The sequence below is a fragment of the Clostridioides sp. ES-S-0010-02 genome, from assembly GCA_020641055.1.
Taxonomy (GTDB): domain Bacteria; phylum Bacillota; class Clostridia; order Peptostreptococcales; family Peptostreptococcaceae; genus Clostridioides.
This window is the reverse complement of record CP067345.1, coordinates 2,026,890-2,047,727: the sequence shown is the minus strand read 5'-3', so window position 1 is coordinate 2,047,727 and position 20,838 is coordinate 2,026,890. Positions and strand designations below refer to the sequence as shown.

Annotated in this window: 18 protein-coding genes and 1 riboswitch; of the genes, 4 read left to right on the top strand and 14 right to left on the bottom strand. The window is 28.1% G+C overall.

The window, feature by feature from the left end:
• Nucleotides 1-73: 73 nt before the first annotated feature.
• From JJC01_09280 to JJC01_09245, 8 genes are all read right to left on the bottom strand, one after another.
• Nucleotides 74-2,338 carry a molybdopterin-dependent oxidoreductase gene (locus JJC01_09280; GenBank protein ID UDN60033.1) on the bottom strand — a complete coding sequence of 755 codons (2,265 nt, stop codon included), beginning with the start codon at nt 2,336-2,338 and terminating at the stop codon, nt 74-76.
• Nucleotides 2,339-2,341: 3 nt separating this feature from the next.
• A complete protein-coding gene (locus tag JJC01_09275) occupies nt 2,342-2,791 on the bottom strand; it encodes a 2Fe-2S iron-sulfur cluster binding domain-containing protein (GenBank protein ID UDN60032.1) in 450 nt (149 codons plus the stop codon).
• Nucleotides 2,791-3,579, bottom strand: a complete 789-nt coding sequence (locus tag JJC01_09270; GenBank protein ID UDN60031.1) for an FAD binding domain-containing protein — start codon at nt 3,577-3,579, stop codon at nt 2,791-2,793. The genes JJC01_09275 and JJC01_09270 overlap by 1 nt, the downstream gene beginning before the upstream one ends.
• 193 nt (nt 3,580-3,772) lie before the next feature.
• Nucleotides 3,773-5,041 (bottom strand): cation:proton antiporter, encoded by a 1,269-nt coding sequence (locus tag JJC01_09265; protein ID UDN60030.1) that lies wholly within the window; start codon nt 5,039-5,041, stop codon nt 3,773-3,775.
• A gap of 344 nt (nt 5,042-5,385) precedes the next feature.
• The gene (locus JJC01_09260) at nt 5,386-5,547 is read right to left on the bottom strand and encodes a DNA polymerase III (GenBank protein ID UDN60029.1); all 162 of its coding nucleotides are present in this window, start codon (nt 5,545-5,547) and stop codon (nt 5,386-5,388) included.
• A gap of 205 nt (nt 5,548-5,752) precedes the next feature.
• Nucleotides 5,753-6,832 (bottom strand): flippase-like domain-containing protein, encoded by a 1,080-nt coding sequence (locus JJC01_09255; protein UDN60028.1) that lies wholly within the window; start codon nt 6,830-6,832, stop codon nt 5,753-5,755.
• 103 nt (nt 6,833-6,935) lie between these two features.
• On the bottom strand, nt 6,936-8,531 hold the full coding sequence (locus tag JJC01_09250; protein UDN60027.1) for an ABC transporter permease: 1,596 nt from the start codon (nt 8,529-8,531) through the stop codon (nt 6,936-6,938).
• A gap of 48 nt (nt 8,532-8,579) precedes the next feature.
• Nucleotides 8,580-9,287, bottom strand: a complete 708-nt coding sequence (locus JJC01_09245; GenBank protein UDN60026.1) for an ABC transporter ATP-binding protein — start codon at nt 9,285-9,287, stop codon at nt 8,580-8,582.
• Between the two features lie 277 nt (nt 9,288-9,564).
• Here JJC01_09245 and JJC01_09240 point away from each other — a divergent pair, with 277 nt between their 5' ends.
• Nucleotides 9,565-10,710 (top strand): DEAD/DEAH box helicase, encoded by a 1,146-nt coding sequence (locus JJC01_09240; GenBank protein ID UDN60025.1) that lies wholly within the window; start codon nt 9,565-9,567, stop codon nt 10,708-10,710.
• 91 nt (nt 10,711-10,801) lie between these two features.
• Here JJC01_09240 and JJC01_09235 read toward each other — a convergent pair whose 3' ends face one another.
• Nucleotides 10,802-12,178 (bottom strand): NCS2 family permease, encoded by a 1,377-nt coding sequence (locus JJC01_09235; GenBank protein UDN60024.1) that lies wholly within the window; start codon nt 12,176-12,178, stop codon nt 10,802-10,804.
• 93 nt (nt 12,179-12,271) lie between these two features.
• Nucleotides 12,272-12,374: riboswitch (purine riboswitch) on the bottom strand.
• A 259-nt stretch (nt 12,375-12,633) separates the two neighbouring features.
• Between JJC01_09235 and JJC01_09230 the strand changes: the two genes are divergently transcribed.
• Together JJC01_09230 and JJC01_09225 are read left to right on the top strand one after the other, a co-directional pair.
• Nucleotides 12,634-13,980, top strand: a complete 1,347-nt coding sequence (locus JJC01_09230; GenBank protein ID UDN60023.1) for an MATE family efflux transporter — start codon at nt 12,634-12,636, stop codon at nt 13,978-13,980.
• A gap of 63 nt (nt 13,981-14,043) precedes the next feature.
• The gene (locus tag JJC01_09225; protein ID UDN60022.1) at nt 14,044-15,438 is read left to right on the top strand and encodes an SLC13 family permease; all 1,395 of its coding nucleotides are present in this window, start codon (nt 14,044-14,046) and stop codon (nt 15,436-15,438) included.
• 129 nt (nt 15,439-15,567) lie between these two features.
• On the opposite strand, the gene fsa is transcribed toward JJC01_09225, so the two are convergent.
• Nucleotides 15,568-16,242, bottom strand: coding sequence for a fructose-6-phosphate aldolase (gene fsa / locus JJC01_09220; GenBank protein UDN60021.1), 675 nt, complete (start codon nt 16,240-16,242; stop codon nt 15,568-15,570).
• Nucleotides 16,243-16,528: 286 nt separating this feature from the next.
• Between fsa and JJC01_09215 the strand changes: the two genes are divergently transcribed.
• Complete coding sequence (locus tag JJC01_09215) at nt 16,529-17,293, top strand: DeoR/GlpR transcriptional regulator (protein ID UDN60020.1); 765 nt, start codon at nt 16,529-16,531, stop codon at nt 17,291-17,293.
• A 273-nt stretch (nt 17,294-17,566) separates the two neighbouring features.
• On the opposite strand, the gene JJC01_09210 is transcribed toward JJC01_09215, so the two are convergent.
• The 4 genes from JJC01_09210 to JJC01_09195 all read right to left on the bottom strand — a co-directional run bounded on the left by JJC01_09210 (nt 17,567) and on the right by JJC01_09195 (nt 20,809).
• The gene (locus JJC01_09210; protein ID UDN60019.1) at nt 17,567-17,788 is read right to left on the bottom strand and encodes a hypothetical protein; all 222 of its coding nucleotides are present in this window, start codon (nt 17,786-17,788) and stop codon (nt 17,567-17,569) included.
• 516 nt (nt 17,789-18,304) lie between these two features.
• Complete coding sequence (locus tag JJC01_09205) at nt 18,305-19,078, bottom strand: ABC transporter permease (GenBank protein UDN60018.1); 774 nt, start codon at nt 19,076-19,078, stop codon at nt 18,305-18,307.
• A gap of 5 nt (nt 19,079-19,083) precedes the next feature.
• The gene (locus tag JJC01_09200; GenBank protein UDN60153.1) at nt 19,084-19,893 is read right to left on the bottom strand and encodes an ABC transporter permease; all 810 of its coding nucleotides are present in this window, start codon (nt 19,891-19,893) and stop codon (nt 19,084-19,086) included.
• Nucleotides 19,886-20,809 (bottom strand): ABC transporter ATP-binding protein, encoded by a 924-nt coding sequence (locus tag JJC01_09195; GenBank protein UDN60017.1) that lies wholly within the window; start codon nt 20,807-20,809, stop codon nt 19,886-19,888. The genes JJC01_09200 and JJC01_09195 overlap by 8 nt, the downstream gene beginning before the upstream one ends.
• Nucleotides 20,810-20,838 lie beyond the last annotated feature (29 nt).

Below are 20,838 nucleotides of genomic sequence, written 5' to 3'. Positions count from 1 at the left end.
AAATATCTTTCAACAGGTATGACATAACTGGTTGTTTAACATGTAAAACTAGTCTAAAATCTGTATAAAATACTTACTTATTCATTTCCATAAAAACTTTTTCAGGTGTAATAGGAAGTGTATTTACTCTAACCCCAACACCATTAAAAACAGCTTCTTGTATTGCTGGTAAAGGTGTATTTATAACAACCTCTCCAACAGATTTAGCTCCAAAAGGTCCTGTTGGCTCATAGTTTTCAACAAAATCAACTTCCACATTTCCAATATCACATCTAGCTGGAATCTTATATTGCATAAATGTGTTTGTATCCATGTTACCTTTTTCTGTATATCTAACTTCTTCAAACATTGCCATTCCAATACCTTGAACAATTCCACCTTCAACCTGTATCTTTGCTAAGTTTTTATTTATAACTGTTCCACAGTCCACTATGGCTACATAATTTAATAAGTCAACTTTTCCAGTTTCTTTATCAATTTCAGTTTCTGCAAAACCAGCTATAAAAGGTGGTGGTGATACTGGACTACCATGAGATGCGAGACCTATTAATTGATTAGTATTTGGTCCAATTGTAGAGTCAACTGCTATGTCAAATAACGAAGTACTGCATTCTTTACTAGTTAATTTTATACCATCAAATTCTAATTCGTCTTTATCTACACCTAGTTTAGTTGCTCCAGCAGATATTATTTTATCCCTTAAATCCTGAGCTGCCTTAACTACTGCCATCCCAGTTACATAAGTGGTACTTGAAGCATATGAACCTGGGTCATATGGGACCAAATCTGTATCTGCTGATATAACTGTTATATTTTCAATACTTGTCTCAAGAATTTCAGCAGCCATTTGAGCTAGAATTGTGTCACTTCCTGTACCCATATCAGTAGAACCTATCATAAGTGTATAGTCTCCACAGTCATTTAGTTTTATTTCAGCTGAAGATTTATCAAGCCCTTGTATACCAGAACCCTGCATAGTAATTGCCATACCCACACTTCTAACTTTTCCATTTTCAAGATGCTTACAAGGATATTTTTCATCCCATCCGATAAGTTCTTTCCCTTTATTTATACATTTTACTAAGTCTACACTATTTAAAGTTTTTCCATATGCAAAGGTAGTTTCACCTTGTGTTACTACATTTTTTAATCTCAAGTCCGTTGGGTCCATTTTTAATTTGTCAGCTAACATGTTTATAGTTGATTCAACAGCGAAACAGCCTTGAGAAGCTCCATACCCTCTAAGTGCACCTGCTGGCATTTTATTAGTATAAACTACATCTGCGATAAATCTTGTTGCCTCAACCTTATTATACATTGGTAAAGTCTTTTCCCCAACTAAGCCAATAGTTGTAGAAGCATGTTCTCCATATGCTCCTGTATCTGAAAGTGCATTTATATCGATAGCCTTTATTATTCCATCATTAGTAGCACCTAGTCGAACTTTTAGTTTCATTGCATGTCTACTAGTCGAACAATTAAAAGTTTCTTTTCTATCATATATTATTTTAGCTGGCTTACCTGTTTTTAAAGTTACAATAGCTGAAAAAATCTCAACACAAGCAGTTTGTTTACCACCAAAGCCACCACCAATTCTAGGTTTTATAACTCTAATTTTACTAGCTGGTAGTTCTAATGCACGGGATAGATGTCTTTTAACATGAAATGGTATTTGAGTTGAACTTACTACAACTAGTCTTCCAGCATGATCTAAATAGTTATATGATCTATACGTCTCCATCATTGCATGGGCTTGAGCTTGAGTATAATATGTTTCTTCAATCACTATGTCACAATTACTTAATACTTCTTCTATATCACCTTTTGTATAGTCATGATGTGACACTATATTCTTTTCTCTCTGCATACCTATTTCAAAATTACAATGTCTATCTTCATCATGTACTATAGTTTTATTTCCGATTGCCTCTTCAAAATTCAAAACAGGTGTTAGTACTTCATAATTTACCTTTATAAGATTCATTGCTTTAACTGCACTTTTTTCATCTATAGCTGCAACTATAGCTACCTCATCACCAACATATCTCACAACATCTTCAAGAATTAGCCTATCATAAGGTGATGGCTCTGGATAGGTTTGACCAGCAAGTGTAAATCTAGATTTTGGTACATCTTTATATGTTAAAATACATTCAACACCATCAACCATTTCTGCCTTTGATGTATCTATATCTTTTATCTTTGCATAAGCATAAGGGCTTCTAAGTATCTTTACTATTAAAGCATCTTTTGCTGCTAAATCATCAGTATATACAGGTTTTCCTGTTGTTATACTCATTCCATCTATTTTTTCAATTCCTTTTCCAACTATATTCATATTCTACTTTACCTCCAGATAAGTTTTGATAGCTCTTAACTGTCCCATATATCCTGTACATCTACATAAATTTCCTGTTAAATAATGTTTTATTTCTTCGTCTGTAGGGTTCTTAAGCTCATCTTTCATTGCAAGTACAGTAAGTATAAAACCAGGAGAGCAGAAACCACATTGTTCAGCTCCTTCTTTTACCAAAACTTCACTAAATTCTTTAACTTCATTTTCTAAACCTTCAATTGTAGTTATCTCTTTATTTAAAACTCTCAAGGTTAATGTCGCACAAGATAATGTAGGTTTCTTATCTATTAAAACTGTACAGAGACCACAACAACCTGTATCACAACCCCTTTTTACACTTAAATTGCCAACTTTTCTTAAGGTATCAACCAAATATTCTTCTGGCTCTATATCAATATTTTTCATTTTTCCATTTATATTAAGCTTTACTAACATTAAATAACCTCCATTATAGCTCTTTTTAAAAGTACTTTACTCATAGCTTTTCTATAGTCTTTAGATGCTCTCATATTAGAACCAAATGTTAATTCCTCTGAAGCTATTTCTATTGCCCTATCTATATTAGCTTCATTAATTTCATTATTAGATAAAAATTCACTAGCTTTTTTTGCAATCATAGCTTTTTGAGGTCTTGCTCCTACACACAACTTAAACTTCTTACCATCTTTTGAAACAGACACATTCAAAATAGGGTAATCACTTTTTGCATTTCTCAATGACTTATAAGAGGCTTTTTTATTTTCCTTCTTTATATACACCTTAGTCAATAAGTCCTTCCCATAATCTCTATCTAAAAACTCTTCAAGGCTAATTCTCCCACCCTTATATAACTCTACTTCTGTATCTAATGAAAGCAATGCCACTATCAAATCAGAAAATCCATATTTAGAAAATACTGTTGCACCAACTGTTACTACATTTCTAAACTGAATTCCTATTATATCTTTAACTGAATCTTCTATTATTTTACCAAAATTATCTTTTATTATTGAACTTGTTTCCAATGTTCTAAAAGTAGTCATAGAACCAATTTCAACATACTCTTTATCTTCTTTTATATAATCTAGGTTTAGGTTAGATAACTCTATTCCTGTTCCTATTCTTTTTTTCCCCATTCTTAAAAAAGCACTTCCACCAATTACTTGATTAGTTTTTCTTTTATTTAAAATTGAGTACGCTTCTTCCACTGTATCTGGTTGTACAATATCTATAACCGTAAACATAAATTTCCTCCCTTATTCGCTATTCTTATTTTAAATACAACTAATTATATCACAGCTTCAACAAATTTTGATAATAAATATATGCAATATGTAAATTATGTAAATTCATTTTTACATAAAAAATAGCTACTTCAATAATTATCACTAGATAACCTTAAAATAGCCATTATTATGTATCCTTTAAAGTGAAAAACTAAAAAGTTGATACCTTTTCGCTTATATTTATCACTTCTTCTTCTAATAATCCAAGTTTTTTAGCTACCAATTTTGTAGTGCTTCCTTGTATTACTAATGTAATTAATATAGACATAAATACTACTGATGAAATTACTTCATATCCAGGAACTTTCATTGCTGAAATAATACCACAAAGTGCAGCTGGGATTACACCAGTTTCTCTTACCCACATCATGAACAATATTTCATTTTTACTCCATTTTGCTTCTCTGTCTGCAAGTGCACATACTAAGACACAAATTGGTCTTGCTATAAACATTAATACTAGCACTGCAATTACAGATGGTACAAAATATTTACCTAACTGAGCCAAATTAACTTGACTACCTAATATTATGAATATCGCCATACGACAAATAGTTCCTAAAGTCTCAGCAACATAAAAATCTGCATCATAAGATTTTTGGCTTAACCATATTTTAAAGTTTTTCTTGTTACCAGTTATTATACCTACAATAAAGCAAGACATATATCCACTTCCGCCTAATTTTGTAGATAATTCATATGCAACCACAACTGAAATAACAGATATTATTGGTGCAAAATCTTTAAATATACCATATGGCTTATCATTAACCAATTTCAAAAGCAGTATTCCTGTAATTAGACCAACTACAATTCCTACAACAACCATTGTACCTAATTCATAAATATTGGCACTTAAGGAAAACTTATTTGATAAAATTACAGCTAACACTGCTGATGTTAATATAGCTCCTGTTGCATCATTAAAAGCTGATTCACTTATTACAGTTTGTTTTACTCTATCCTTTATCTTTACTTGATTAAATATAGGTACAAGAGTAGCAGGGTCTGTTGATGCTATTATAGTTCCTGCTAATAAAGCAGTCATTGCACTTACTCCAAAAGTAAATCCTATTACTTGTTGCATTATAAAAGCAGATATCACTACTCCTACAGTAGCTAGTAAAAATACAGATATCTTTACATTTCTCAAAACTTTTAAACTTATTTCTTTTCCACCTAAATATAATATAAATGCAGAACCAAATGTAAGTATCAGTTGATTCTCTATTTGGAATCCACGAATATCTATAAATTTCAAAAATGATGGTCCTATTAAAATACCTACAAGTAAAAATAATACAACATCTGGAACTTTTACGATTTCGCTAAGTTTGCTGCAAATTATTCCAGTTATACTCACAATAGCAAAAATTATCAATAAATTATTGCTGGCAATTGTATGTATAGATGATTCCATGTCAGTCTCTCCTCCTAATATGCATGTATACAACATATTCATTTATTCATTTTACTATACAATTATAGCACAGAAATAAATGTTATCAATCATATTTTTTATCACTTGCAACTTTACCTTCATTTTTGACAATTAAATAACGCTCATATAATTTTATCTTTTTTTTCTTGCCAAGAAAAGGTTGATTTTGTCAAGTTTTATGCATCTATAAAATAACGTTGTCCCCCATACAGGTGTATTTTAGACGATTTTCGACTTTTTTTCTCATTAAAATAAGTTTAAATTTAACAATAAAACATCTCATTATATTATTTTTTTAAAACACACCATTTTCAACCACTTCATTAACTTGGACGATTGATTTTTTTCTTATCTATTCTATCTCCAAGCATACTACCTATATTTTTACTTGGATATAGTTCTTCAGCAATTTCGATTTTATTATCACTATTTTTTTTAATATTAGAATTACTCATTTGTTTTTCATTTTCTTTATTTTGTTTCATATTTTCTCCTTTTCTAAATAATATAGAGTTTGTATTTATTACTTATTATTTCAAATTTCTATAATTTTAATCAAAAAAGGGAAATATCTCAATACAATACAGCTTATTTTAGCAGTATATTTATATTTAGAATTTCCCTAATAATAATTTTATCGATTAAATTTTACAAACTAAGTAATTTATATTTCTTTTTATTTTCTAATAATTAAACTTTTTCAATAACTTCTCCTAAACTAGAATTACTTTTGTTATCATGTTTCCAGTTATTCAATGTATAATGTGTTCTGAATGTAAACAATCCTGAAATTATTAATAACATATAATATACAAATCCACTATACAAAAGCACTGAATATCCCAATAATTCTTTTGGAATTATGTTTGAGAACATGGTAAAAAATGTAACTTCATTTGCTCCAACATTTCCTGGTGTTGGAACTGGTGATATTGCCATGTATAAAAATACTTGCAATGTCATTATATGTATATATGATACTCCTTTTAAATTTGAAGCTTTATACACACAATAAACTATACTAAAGTATGCTATAAGTTGTAGTGCAGTAAGCAATATGCTTAAAAATAAAATCCTTACATTTTTGATAAATATTTTTATAGAATAATTGTAGTCATCAATATAATGATTTATTCTATCTCTTTTTAAATCTAAAAACTTAAATGCTTTAAATTTAGATAAAAAATTAATCAAAACCTCTGCTATCATTTTTACTTGCTTAGGACTAAATACTATTAAGAGTCCTCCTAATAGCATGCTTACATTCATGGTCATCCCAGCGGCGATTAAAACTCTAACTGAATGCACTTGTTCCATTAATAATGACTTATTCAATAAAATTAAAATTCCACAAAATATAGTAACTGTACTTTGAAATACAACGGTCTTATTAGTAACTATGGCTACAGATTTACTGAGACTAACATCATACTTTGTAAGTGCATATATTTGCATTGGCTGACTCCCAGATGCAAAGGGAGTAACTAAATTATAATAAAATCCCATTGTAGCCATTTTGATACCTATAAATTTTACTTTTGTTTTTTGAACTGCATTTATTATCAAATGTGTCACAATAGATTCAATTATCATATATATTAACATTATTAGTATGCCAAGAAATATATAGGTTTTATTTACTAGACTTATAATTTTAGGTATTAGTTTTACATCTAAAGTGGTTGATACTAAATAAGTAGTAATACATATCAAAAATATCAGAAATCCATATTGAATAAAATCTTTCTCTTTTTTGGATAATTTTCTCATTTATTTTCTCCTAAATTTTTTCATATCACTATACAATAGTATACTACTTAGCATATTCTTTGCAATACTTTAAAAAATAAGTCTATTTTTAACACAAATATATCTATAAATTTTTAAATATTTTTACTCCTTTAGTGGAAATAATTCTCCATAGCATAAAGTCTAATATAAGTGTAAGCACACTTGCTAAAATCAAATATATATTTAGAAATGAAACTTTCAATAACATATATGTGCCTCCAAGTATAACTATATAAATTAATGATACTAATATTGTAACTATCATACTTGCACTTCTTTTTACTACCGCCACTTCATTTTTCCAATCAAGGTTTGGATAAAGTAAATTTGATAACAATCCCATTAAAGCTACAAACATTGACATAGTTACAATCAAGCAACTTGCTACCATCACGAACTGAATTTCAAAGTTTAGTTTTATAGACACTAATATTAGACATAAAACAGATAATGGTGCATTTAATAAAAAATTCATCAATATTTTTGACCAAAATATCTCCCTTTCATCTATTGGAGAAGACTTTAGTATCCATAGATTCTTTCCTTCAAAAGAAATTGAACAATATGTTGTGCAGTTCATTACTATTATAAATAGAAACGCACCTAATAACTGTATTTTTATAATACTAAAATCTATATTCATTTTTAGTAACTCACCTATTTTATCAGCTCCAAATGCCAACACACCGATTGTAGCCACTATTAAAAATAACAGACCAATAGATGAATTCAAAAAGTAAATAAATGAAGAAGTATATCTTCTAAATTCTTTTTTCAATAGAGCCTTTGAGGGTGTTGAAATTTTTTGACTTTTAAATTTATAGTTTTTAATCTTATAACTTTCACCCATTCTAGCATTTATCTTTGTAAATCCTTTTGCAAATAGAGTCACAAAGATAAAGAATGGTATTAATGATGTTGCCATAAACATTAAAAATGAAACTATACTTCCAGTTTTAAGAGCATCAACAAAATAGTATATAGGTGGATATATTTTATTAATTGTTTCTGAAATAGATACACTATTTTTTAATAACTCAACTGATATAGAGTTTAGTTTTGACATAAGTACAGTATAAGCCAAAATTAATATTACATTACCTATGATTAACACTAAATTTTTATATTTTAGCCTTGATGATAGCTGTCCTATAAATAAGAAAATTATTGATGAAACAACTATTGGTAGTAATGGCAGAGCCAAAAATAATAATATTAAGTAAGGAAAATAGGTTATACTTACATTGGCATTAAAAAAATAAACTACTGCTGGTATAATCATACACACTGAAGAAAACAAATAATTAGTTCCAACTAACATTAATATTTTACTAGCCAATATAGTAGATTCTTTTATTGGCAAACTAGTTAATAACTCTAAATCCTTCGCTTGAAATAGATATGATGAAGTTTTATATAATGATGTAACAATTGCCATTACTGTTGATAATCCAAAGCCAAACACAAGCAACATTTCCATTTGATTTATTTGTTTTAAAATATCAACTAGAGAAAGGCTTAAACTTGTTACATAAAATATTAATAGCCCTACTACAACAACTATTGAAAACATCATTCCTATTATTTTTTGTTTTTCTTTGCTGTCTATATTTTTTAAAGCATTCAATTTAAACTCATTTATTATATTAGTTTTTATTAATATACTTAGATTACTCATAATTTATCATACCTCACTTTAGACATTATATTCTGTAAAAATAGCATTTTATTTTTCTATTAATTCCATAAAAATATTTTCAAGAGAATTGTTTCCTTTCACTTCTTCAGTAGTTCCATAAGCAATTATATTTCCATCTTTTATTATGGCAATCTTATCACAGATTTTTTCAGCAACTTCTAATACATGCGTTGAGAAAAATATACAACCACCTTTTTTACAAAACTCCTTCATTATTTCCTTTAATATAAAGGAAGCTTTTGGGTCAAGACCTACAAAAGGTTCATCAAGAATTAGAATTTTAGGATTATGGATTAAAGCTGAAATTATAGCTAGTTTTTGTTTCATTCCATGTGAATACGAAGATATTAAATCTCCTAATGCCCTATTAATTTCAAATTTATTTGAATAGTATTTTATTAATTCCTCTCTTTCATTTTTATCTACCTCAAATATATCTGCTATAAAATTAAGGTATTGTATTCCAGTTAGATCTTCATATAAATCTGGATTATCAGGAATATACGCCATTTCCTTTTTGCACTCAACAGATTGTTTTTTTATAGATTTAGAGTTTATAAGTATTTCTCCTCCCTCAAAATCATGTATCCCAACAATTGCTTTAATAGTAGTAGTTTTTCCTGCACCATTATGACCTATAAAGCCAAAAATCTCTCCATCATTTACCTCAAATGAAATATTATTTACTACCTTTTTATTTTTATATGATTTAGATACATTACTTATCTTTAACATAATTTCCCTCCATGTTATATATTATAGTTTTAATACTTGTTATATATAATATATAACAAGTATTAAACAATTGCAACTACAATTTGCTAAATTTTTAAATTTAAGTATTAGACAATTGTAAAAATACTGAACTCAATATAAATATACAAAAAACATCTATATTTACTTCTAAATTGCACATAATTATAAAATAATGTATAGTTCGATTTGACTAAACAATGTATAATAAGAAATAGTTAACTACAATAATATAAGTTTTTAATAGAAGGAGCAAAAGATGAACACATTTGAACAATTAAAGATAAGTTCTACTCTAATAAATGGACTTAAAAAACAAGACATAACTTCTCCAACAGAAGTTCAGTCACTTGTTATAGAAAATATAATGCAAAATAAAGATTTATTAATCAACTCACAAACTGGAACAGGAAAAACACTTGCATATGTTTTACCTATATTTGAAAGAATTGATACATCAAAAAGAGAAACTCAGGCTCTTATACTTGCACCAACACATGAATTAGTAATGCAAATTACAAATCAAATTGAATTATTAGCAAAAAACTCAGAAACTCCTTTGACTTCACTATCCTTAATTGGAGAAGTTAATATACAAAAACAAATAAAAAATATAAAGGCTATAAAACCACATATAGTAATAGGAACTTGTGGAAGAGTTTTAGACTTAATAAAGCAGAAGAAGTTAAAATCACACAACATAAAAACTATCGTTTTAGATGAAGTGGACAATTTGTTGAATGGTAAAAACATAACTTGTGTAGAAGACATAATAAAAACTACATTAAGAGATAGACAAATCATAGGTTGTTCTGCAAGTCTTACAGATAGTACTATAAAAATTTGTGATAAATTTATGAAAGAATTTGAATTAATAAAAACAAAAGAAAAGTCACAGATAAATCCTAATATAAATCATACATATATGTTAGGGGAAATAAGAGATAAATTTAATTTTCTTAGAAAAACATTAGCTGCTACAAACCCAAAAAGAGCTATTGTATTTGTAAACAATGAAAAAAACATAGATGTTATAATATCAAAATTAAACTATCATAATTATAAAGCAATTGGAATATTTGGAAATATGCCAAAAGAGGATAGAAAAAATGCAATAAATAAATTTAAACTTGGAAAAGCAAAAATTTTAGTTACAACAGATTTATCTGCTCGTGGACTTGATATAGTAGATATAAGCCATGTTTTTAATTTAGATTTTCCAAATAGTAAAAATGAATATCTGCATAGATGTGGTAGAACTGCTAGAGGAAACCGAAGTGGAGATACTATTTCAATAATAACAAAAAAAGAATTAGATATTATAAAAGAATTGCAAAAAGAATTTAATATAACAATTGTGCCTAAAACCTTAGAAAAGGGAAAATTAGTAGATATATCTAAGTAATACAAAAAAATAAGAACTGTAACTTCTTCTCAAAATAGATTAGAAATTACAGTTCTTTATTTTATTGAATTAAATTTTTAAACAATATCTATTATAATAGCCAAAGTTTTATTATAAATAATATAGCAAGAACAATCATTACTACTGAAACATGTTTCTTATCTTCAGCCTTTTTAGCTCCAAATATGTTGTAAAATACATTTACAAAAACATAAGTTAATATACCTAGAGTTAAACCATCACCTATACTATAAGTTAATGCCATACAAGCAATAGTAACGAAAGCTGGAACACCTTCAGTTATATTGTCAAACTCAATATCTTTAACTGTACCAAGCATCAAGTACCCAACATAAATTAAAGCTGGTGCTGTAGCACATGATGGAATTGCTATAAATACAGGAGAGAAAAACATTGCAACTAAGAATAAAACACCAACTGTTACTGCTGTCCATCCAGTTCTACCACCTGCAATAACTCCTGTTGAACTCTCAACATAAGTTGTAACTGTAGATACTCCAAGCCCTGCACCTACTGTAGTTGCAACTGCATCTGTAAGCAAAGCTCTACCTACATTAGGAACATTTCCTTTTTCATCTAGCATATTTGCTTTAGAGCAAACCCCTACTAATGTACCTACTGTATCAAAGAAATCAACAAATAAGAATGTACAAACTATTACAAAGAAACCACCTATATTTGTTGGATGTAATACATATCCTAAATCTATTTTACCTGCTATCGGTGCTAAACTTTCAAACTTGAATATTCCACTAGGTAAGTATATACCTAATTTTTGTGCATATTCTGGATTCATAAATGCAAATCCCCAAGCAAGTAATGAACTTACTACTATTCCAAAAAGGATAGAACCTTTAACTCTTTTTTTATCTAATACTGCTACAATTATTAATCCTATGCAAGCTATTATTACTGCTGGAGTAAATTTCCCCATCTTTATAAGAGTAGCTTGATCTCCAATTACGATTCCACAATTAACTAAACCTATAAGTGCAATAAATATACCTATACCACCTGTAACAGCAAGCTTCATATTCTTTGGTATTGCATTTACAACAGCTTCACGAACTCCACTTACTGATAATATTATAAAAATGATACCTTCTACAAATACCGCTGTAAGAGCTACTTCCCAAGGAACCCCCATTTGTAAGACTACTGTGTATGCAAAAAATGCATTAAGACCCATACCTGATGCTAAAGCAAAAGGAAGATTTGCAACCATTCCCATTAAAATACATCCAAATGCTGCTGCTAGACATGTCCCTGTAACAAGAGCACCTGCTGGCATCCCTGTTGCTGATAAAATGTTTGGATTTACAGCTATTATATAAGCCATAGTTAAAAAAGTAGTTACACCAGCAATTACTTCTTTCTTCATGTCGACATTTTTATTAGTCAAAATTGGAAAAAGTTTCTGCATGGTACTACTGTTTGTTGTTTGCATAACAACACCTCCTATTAAATTTTACAAAAAAACGACGCAGTAACTAATAAGCTGAGTCGTATCCTTCATAATTTAGTTAAATAAATATTTATTTACCTAAATAATAGTATACATAGTCAGAATATTTACGGTATTCCGGTAGAAACTTATGACCCGTATTGTCAAAATTATATGTTATACAATATAAAACATGAATTTTTCTTTACGAATATTATTTTAATTTATATAGTTAATTTTGTCAATATATGCGTATATATTAGAATAAATTTGTATTAATATTCGATTATATTAAATGTTAATTTTCTATATCTACGTCATACTTATATTCTTTACATTTTTATAAAATATATGATTATTTAATACAATTTATTTATAGTACAGATATAAAGTTTATGTTAAGATTATATTATATTTATTATAGCAAATTGATAATTTTTAAATTTGGAGGAATAAGGGTGAAAGATTTAACTACAGGTCATGAGGGAAAATCTATATTCTTTTTTGCTATGCCTATGCTTATTGGTAGTTTATTTCAACAACTATACAATACTGCTGACAGTATTATAGTTGGTAGATTTATTGGTAAAGAAGCTATGGCAGCAGTCTCAGGTGCTAACCCTATAATGTTTTTGCTTGTAGCAATGCTTATGGGTGTCAGTCTTGGTTTTTCTATTTTAATTTCACAGTTTTATGGTTCAGGAGATTTAAAAAAAGTAAAAGCTACTATTGATACTACATATATACTTTTATTTATTGGCTCTATATTGATAAGTGTTATTGGAATAGTATTTGGAGGTCCTATGCTTAAGCTTATGAATACTCCAGAATCAGTTTTTAATCAATCAAAACTGTATCTTACTATAATATTTGGTGGAATCTTATTTTCTGCTGGATATAATTCAGTAAGTGCAATACTTAGAGGACTTGGAGATTCAGTAACTCCACTTTATTTTTTAATAATAGCCACAATTTTAAATATAGTTTTAGATTTAACTTTTATTGTTGTCTTGAAAATGGGAGTTGAAGGTGTTGCACTTGCCACTATAATGGCTCAAGCAGTATCATTTATAATTAGCATAATATATTTAAATAAAAAACATGAAGTACTTAAATTTAAGATTAAAGGAATTGTATATGACAATAAAATATTTAAAGATGGTCTTAGATTAGGACTTCCAAGTGGAGTTCAACAGATGTTATTTTCAATTGGCAACATGGCTCTTCAATTTTTAGTTAATGGTTATGGTACATCTGCCATGGCAGCTTTTGGAGCTGGTCTTAGAATAGAAAACTTTATAAGCTTACCTATCATGAACCTTGGTTCTGCTGTTTCCACTTTTGTTGCTCAAAATATAGGTGCTGGAGAAAATGAAAGGATTAGAAAAGGAATTCGTGAATCTATAAAAATGGCTTTAATTCTAGCAATTGTTGTCGTTGCCTTAATCTTATTATTTAGAGAAAACTTAATTTCTCTATTTAATACAGACAAAGATGTCATTAAAATTGGTTCTTCTTACTTATTTATAATAGGACCTTTTTTCTTATTTATTGGTACTTCCTTTGTACTTTCAAGTGCAATGAAAGGTGCTGGTGATTCTATGTTTGCTTTGATGAGTTCAGTCGTATCTTTATGGCTTGGAAGAATTCCTGCTTCTTATTTATTTTCTAGATTATTTGGAACAGATGGAATTTGGATGGGTATACCTTTTGGTTGGACTTTAGGTCTTATTGTTACAGTCATCTATTATAAAAAAGGTTATTGGAAAACTAAAGCTATTGTAAATCATAGAATTAATGAATAATCTTTTAATAAAATGTATTCACCTTCATTATGATATAATAAATTATGGAGGTGGATACAAAAAATGGATATTATTCTTAAACCAAAACAATTTTGCATGACTATTATGGTTACTATAATTCTTTACTTCTTTCTAAATTATAGTTTCAATATAAAATTTTCTATATGCTTATCGTTTTTAACTATCTTAATATGGGCTGTAGACTCTGTTGAAAAAACTGTAGTTGCACTAGTCTTTGTAATATTAGCTTTTATTTTTAATATTGCACCTTTGAAAGTCATTTTACAATTTTTATTTACAGAAAATTTTTATATAATAATCCTTGCTTACATAATTACTAATGCAGTTGCAAAGACAGGTGTTGCAAAAATTATTTCTGAAAAATTAATTTTAAATACTGTAGATACCCCTAAAAAAATGATTTTTTTATCATATATTTTAGGTGTATTATTAATATTTTTCATACCACAGCCATTTCCAAGAGTCATTCTTGTGTCAGCTTTTTATAAAGAATTTTTTAAAGAACAACACTTAGCTGATGATTCAAAATCTATACTTCTCTTTAGTATATTTACAGCATCTACATTTACATCAATGTTTTTTGTAAATGGAGATACTCTTTTAAACTATGTAGTCCTAGAACTTGGAAATTGTAATATAAACTGGGGGCAGTGGGCTTTTTATATGTCTGTTCCAACTATAATTACTTGTTTTATAACTTATTTTTTATTTATAATTGTTTTTAAAAAAGAATTATCTTTAATAAAATTTACTTCTTATGATAATCTTAATTCTAATAAATTTCAATTTTCATATTCTAATCTAAAAAAAGAATTTTGTTTATTAAGTGACGAACAAAAACATGTATTTTTATGTTTAGGAATAATGTTTTTTATGTTCTTAACTCAATTTATTCATAATTTAAATACACTAATTATAATGTCTATTTGTGTACTTCTTTTGTTGTTAAAAGGAATAATTGGTTTCAATACTTTAAAAGAAATAAATTGGAAAGTTCTCATTTTTTTTGTAGCAGCGTTTTCAATTGGAGGAGTACTAAAGTATTCTGGAGTTGTTGATATAATGGGAAACTATTTAATAAAATTAATTCCAAACTCTTCAAAAACTATTTCAATATTATTTTTAATAACCCTGACAATAATACTGAATATATGCCTTGGAAGTGCTGTCACTACATCCTCCGTGGTGATACCATTACTTGGAAGTTTACATATATTGAAAGAAAATAGTATTGTTCTTTGCCTTTTTGTTTATATTGTAGTAAGTATACAATACATATTGCCTTTTCATCATGCAACAATAATGGTTGGACATGGTGAGAATCTATATAATAGTAAGGTTATTTTTAAGTATGGTTTGACTTTAATTCCTTTAACCTATTTTATAATAATCTGTATAACCTTCCCTTGGTGGAGATTTATAGGTCTAGAAGTTTAACAAAGATGAAAATATGAATTTTCTTTTTAATAATTTAGAACATTATTATCTTAAGTTAATTCATATTTTCATCTTTTTTATAAAAATCTATTTATAAAATTGCATAAAAACTAATTTTTTATTCTAAAATTAAATGTTATTTGTTTTGCTACCTTTTCCAAAAGTATTTTCCCAATCTTCTATAAACCTATCAACACTCCAATCTGTCAATGGATGATTCATCATGGATTTACAAATATCATATGGCACTGTAACACTGTGTACTCCACACTTCATTAATTCTATAACCTGTTGTGCATTTTTAAAACTAGCAGCAAGTACCTTTGTATCCATATTATAAGTATCTATTATTTTTATAAGCTCTGAAACCACAGATACACCATCCCCAGATATATTATCAAGTCTGTTTACATAAGGTGCAACATAATTTGCTCCAGCTTTTGCAGCTAAAAATCCCTGATGAGCAGTAAATATTGCAGTGGCAGTTATTTTTATTCCTTTTTTATGAAGGTCTTTTATAGCTCTTAAACCATCTTGTGTTACAGGTATTTTCACATATATGTTTTCTCTCAAACTACTTATATATAATGCTTCATCTAATATATCTTCATACTTTGTACTTAATACTTGAGCATGTATAGGCATATCTTCACCTATAATTTCACCAATCTCACTTATAAGTTGCTTAAAATTCTTTTTTTCCTTTGAAATAATACTTGGATTTGTTGTTACACCATCAACTGGTAAATAAGTACTTAGCTCTTTAATTTCCTCTATGTTACCTGTATCTAAGATTAGTTGCATTAAAATATCCCCCTTTAAACTTTATTTTTTTATTTTATTTATTCTTATTATATATTGGTTTGGTATTATTTTCAACTTTTTTATTATTGTTTTTTATGTTTTTTTATTGTTTGATTTTGTTGTATATTTTTATAATTTCTTTATTTATTAAGTTTTAAATAAACTATTAAGAATAATATACTTTTTATATTAAATTAATGTTGTATTCCATATTAAAATAGTTGATATTTTATCTTTTATCTTATAATATTTACTATAATACTATATTCAGGAAAAGAGGTAAAAGATGTTTGCGGAAGAAAGGATTCAAGCTATATTAAATATCCTAAAAAAAGAAGGAAGAGTTACTGTAAAAGAACTCAGTTCAAAATTTAATGTTACTGAAGATTGTATAAGAAAAGATTTAAAAAATATAGAAAAAATTTCTTCAATACGAAGAATTTATGGTGGAGCTGTACTAGTCAGAGAAACCCTTGAAAACCAAGATACAAAAGATAGAAAAGAAATTAATATACCAACAAAAAAAATAATAGCAGAAAAAGCATTTAATCTAATTTCAGATAGAGAAACTATATTTTTAGATATATCTACAATCAATATATTGTTGGCTAAACTGTTAGCTGAAAGCAATAAGAAAGTAACATTGGTCACAAATATGCTAGATATACTAAATGTAGTTACTTCAAAGCCCAATAATTTAAATGTAATTTCTACTGGTGGTTTATTAAATCTTAGCTTAGATGGATTTGTTGGTACTCCGACAATAGACTTTATATCAAGATATAAATTTGATAAAACTTTTATGGGCAGTTGTGGTATAGATGTATTTAATTCTTCTCTTACAACATTTGAAATTGAAGATGGACTTACAAAAAAAGCTATAATAAATTCAAGTAAAAAAGTATTTATAGTTATGGAAGATAAAAAATTTAAATTTGATGGAAACTTTAAATTTGCTCATTTAGAAGACATTAGTTCTATAATTACAGAAAAATCACCTACTCCTGACATAGTAAATACTTTATCAGAATTTAATGTGAATGTTTTATAAACTTAATGATATATTTTTCAAATAGATTAAAGAGATAAACCATTATTTTGTAAATATCCTTAAAAGCCTTAATTCTATATGATTACAGCAATAATCAAATTTAATATTTAAAATTTTAAAATTGATATGATTTAAATACAACATACTTGAAATAGACTTTCTAAATATAATACAGTTATTTTTAGAAAGCCTATTTCTTCTGTAAAACCTTTTATAGTATTTCTTATCTAAGAACTATTATTGACAATAGTACCTAAATCTATAGACAAAACTTTATTTCATTTCATCTTTCATTTGCTTTTCTAAATCTTTTGCAAATTTCTTTTGCTCATATCTTTCCATCATTTCATCTTTCTTCATTTCTAGGTTTACCATAGCACCTTGAGCGTCATCTTTTAAGTCTTCAGCAGTATTTTTCATTACATAAGCTGTCTTTTTAGCACCTTCTTTTAAATCTTCTTTCATGTTTTTCATATCTCTTTTAAGTCTATCCATCAAAACTACCTCCTCTGTAAATATAATACTTCCTACAGTTATTTTTCCCAAAATGTATATATTTATTTGCTCTATCAAGTATAATTTTTAAGTTATTAAATGTAATTTAAGACTATTTGAATATATAACTTTTAATAAAGATTACCTATTTTTCGTTTTAAAATAAAAATAACATCAAGCATATATACTCTATGCTCGATGTTATTTCTTAAATTCATTGCATTTAATTGTTGGGAATTACTATAATGATGATTTAATTGCAGGATATTAGGTTATATCATCATTATAGCTTGGTGTTATTTTATGGTTTAAAATTTTTTATTTCTATTTACATAATACATTTTTAGTATGAATTTTTTATGATTTTACAATGAACTATTATTGAAACTTCTACTTTTTAATGTAGAAAATACTATATATGTAAAGATATTGTATTGCACATCAGTATTTAATTTACAAAATTATCCAATATAAACTGATAGAAGAATTATCTTCTGTTGGCTTATTTTTAAATTATTACCATCCCTTTTTTCTTGCTGTTTTTTTCTTTTTAGTAATCGTTAATACACTAGTTTCTTTCTTTTTGCCAGCAAGGATAATTCCAGAAATCAATAAAATGAACAGCAGTACAATTAAAGCAGGAAAAATACGATAAGTATATCCATACTCCACACTACAATTAGAATCCATTAAAATCATACTTGCTTTAATCGGATAATAATTTAATAATGTTCCTTCAAAAGTTCCAAAATATCCATATACAAAAGAAAGTGCAACACCACCCAAAAAGTTATTTACTGAACAACAGAAAAGTAAGATAATGGGCAAAACAGCAATGTATACAAAAATGTTTGCTCCGATAATATGAATAAACATATTAATGATATTGCCAAAACCTACTCCTGGAAATCCAGCAATTATATTGATTACTAACGCTATAACACATCCTATAAAACTGAAATAAATTGTTAAGAGTAGTAGTACAAGTAATTTGCTGGAAAGTAGTTGTTTGTAAGGAATAGGAATTGTTAATAGGTTTTTTATGGTATCGTCTGTATATTCCCGTGTTATGATATATCCAGCAATCAATGTAATAATAATCGGGAAGAAAAGGGTACAATTACTAGTCATAACCTGTTGCATGAAATATTCAAATGTCCATGATTGTCCACCACTAGCTGTTGAATAAAATAATGACAGTAGTGGAGAAAGTGTTGTCATAATAATTCCAGCCTTTATTACAGAATATCGTTTTAATTTCAAAAATTCAACTTTTACTATATTTTCCATATATATTACCTCGTCCATTTTTTGTAGAATCGAACTATCAGCCATAAGGAGATAGTAACAGTAATCACCATGAGTAAAACTGTATGGCTAGTGGTTGGTACAATATCGTATGCTTCTGGTAAAAGATTATCTTTTTGCAGATTATTCATCATGGAACCGCTCGCCCAGTTCATAACACATATAACTGGAAAGAAATTTAAAAAAGTGATTTTAGAAGCACTTATGGAGGTTCCCACAGTCCCCAATATTCCCCAGTTGAAAATAGAATAGAAAAATGCAAGCAAGATGGACAATAAAAATGTTTTGTTAAAATAAATAATCAGAAAAACAATCGGTAAAGAAGCCGCTACAATAAGCACAGCAAAAACTAAACTCATCATTAACTTATAGGACATACCATAAACCATTCCTGCATGAAACAAACTGGAAAACAATGCAACTGATAAGGTATTTATTAGGCAAAAAGCAATTCCAAAAATAAATAACATATAGATTTTTGCCCTGATAAGTTGCGTATTTGCAATAGGTATTGTCCTGATATTTTTTGAAGTATTACAGTCTCTTTCTATAAAGAAAAGAATAGCTGCAATAATACCAATTAAACAAGGCAGTAAAAAAACCAATCCATAACCTAACATCATTGTATAGACATAATCAAATCTTGTTTGAAGATAATGTTCTGTCATATCTGTGTTTGTTCTGGATTTTGCCATATATGTTAAAATTAAGGGAAAGAATAATGATAATGACAAAAGTGCGTATAATAACTTTTTGCGTTTTAACTTCCAAAATTCACATTTTATGAGTTTAAGCAATTCCCTCACCTCTGGTTACTCGTTTGAAGTAGTCTTCAAGGGTCTCTTCGCAAGTATGTGCTTCAAAAACCTCTAATCCATTCTCTACAAACGAAGATACAATTTTTCCAACAGATAAATCAAGATTATGCAGTCTTAAATTGTGGTCATCTTGAATTGTAAAGTGCTGCCCATGGAATATGTGTTCCAAAACTCTTCCTGCCTGTGCTGTATCAGAAATCGTAAAATGAATATATTTGTTGCTTTTCTGTTCCAGTTCAGATAGACTTTCTTCTTCCAATAATACTCCATGGTCGATAATTCCTATATCATCAGCCAGCAGAGCTATTTCTGATAAAATATGACTGGAGATTAAAATGGTCTTTCCTCTTTTTTTACATAGGTCATGGATAAATGAGCGTATTTCTGCAATTCCAATAGGGTCAAGACCGTTAATTGGTTCATCCAAAATCAATAATTCTGGCTCGTGCATAATAGCAAGAGCAATCGCTAGTCTTTGTTTCATTCCCAGAGAATATTGAGAAAACAGCTTTTTGTCTTTATAGGGAAGACCTACTAAATCCAAAGCATTTTTGATAGCGTTCTGGTTTTGAATTCCACGTAAAGTAGCAAAAATACACAGATTTTCCGTAGCAGTCAGGTTGGGATAAAAACCAGGCGATTCAATCAGACTTCCTATGTGTGGCAGCAATTTTTTTTCATTGTCTTTTAAGCATTTTCCAAAAATCTTCACTTCACCAGAAGTAGGCTGTGTTAATCCAAGCAACATTTTCATTGTGGTAGTTTTTCCTGCTCCGTTTCTACCAAGCAGACCGTAAATTCTCCCTTTCTGTACATGGATGTTCAGGTCAGCAACACTTTTTTGTGAACCATACTGTTTTGTAAGATTTTTCGTTTCAATTATGTATTTGTTCATATACATTCCCCCTATTCTGATTCCCATTA

Coding starts and splice junctions, on each gene's coding strand:
- JJC01_09270 (UDN60031.1), bottom strand. CDS start 3,579: ATGTTTACGGTTATAGATATTGTACAACCAGATACAGTGGAAGAAGCG.
- JJC01_09255 (UDN60028.1), bottom strand. CDS start 6,832: ATGAGAAAATTATCCAAAAAAGAGAAAGATTTTATTCAATATGGATTT.
- JJC01_09210 (UDN60019.1), bottom strand. CDS start 17,788: ATGGATAGACTTAAAAGAGATATGAAAAACATGAAAGAAGATTTAAAA.
- JJC01_09250 (UDN60027.1), bottom strand. CDS start 8,531: ATGAGTAATCTAAGTATATTAATAAAAACTAATATAATAAATGAGTTT.
- JJC01_09240 (UDN60025.1), top strand. CDS start 9,565: ATGAACACATTTGAACAATTAAAGATAAGTTCTACTCTAATAAATGGA.
- JJC01_09195 (UDN60017.1), bottom strand. CDS start 20,809: ATGAACAAATACATAATTGAAACGAAAAATCTTACAAAACAGTATGGT.
- JJC01_09260 (UDN60029.1), bottom strand. CDS start 5,547: ATGAAACAAAATAAAGAAAATGAAAAACAAATGAGTAATTCTAATATT.
- JJC01_09280 (UDN60033.1), bottom strand. CDS start 2,338: ATGAATATAGTTGGAAAAGGAATTGAAAAAATAGATGGAATGAGTATA.
- JJC01_09235 (UDN60024.1), bottom strand. CDS start 12,178: ATGCAAACAACAAACAGTAGTACCATGCAGAAACTTTTTCCAATTTTG.
- JJC01_09265 (UDN60030.1), bottom strand. CDS start 5,041: ATGGAATCATCTATACATACAATTGCCAGCAATAATTTATTGATAATT.
- fsa (UDN60021.1), bottom strand. CDS start 16,242: ATGCAACTAATCTTAGATACAGGTAACATAGAGGAAATTAAAGAGCTA.
- JJC01_09245 (UDN60026.1), bottom strand. CDS start 9,287: ATGTTAAAGATAAGTAATGTATCTAAATCATATAAAAATAAAAAGGTA.
- JJC01_09205 (UDN60018.1), bottom strand. CDS start 19,078: ATGGAAAATATAGTAAAAGTTGAATTTTTGAAATTAAAACGATATTCT.
- JJC01_09225 (UDN60022.1), top strand. CDS start 14,044: ATGGATATTATTCTTAAACCAAAACAATTTTGCATGACTATTATGGTT.
- JJC01_09215 (UDN60020.1), top strand. CDS start 16,529: ATGTTTGCGGAAGAAAGGATTCAAGCTATATTAAATATCCTAAAAAAA.
- JJC01_09275 (UDN60032.1), bottom strand. CDS start 2,791: ATGTTAGTAAAGCTTAATATAAATGGAAAAATGAAAAATATTGATATA.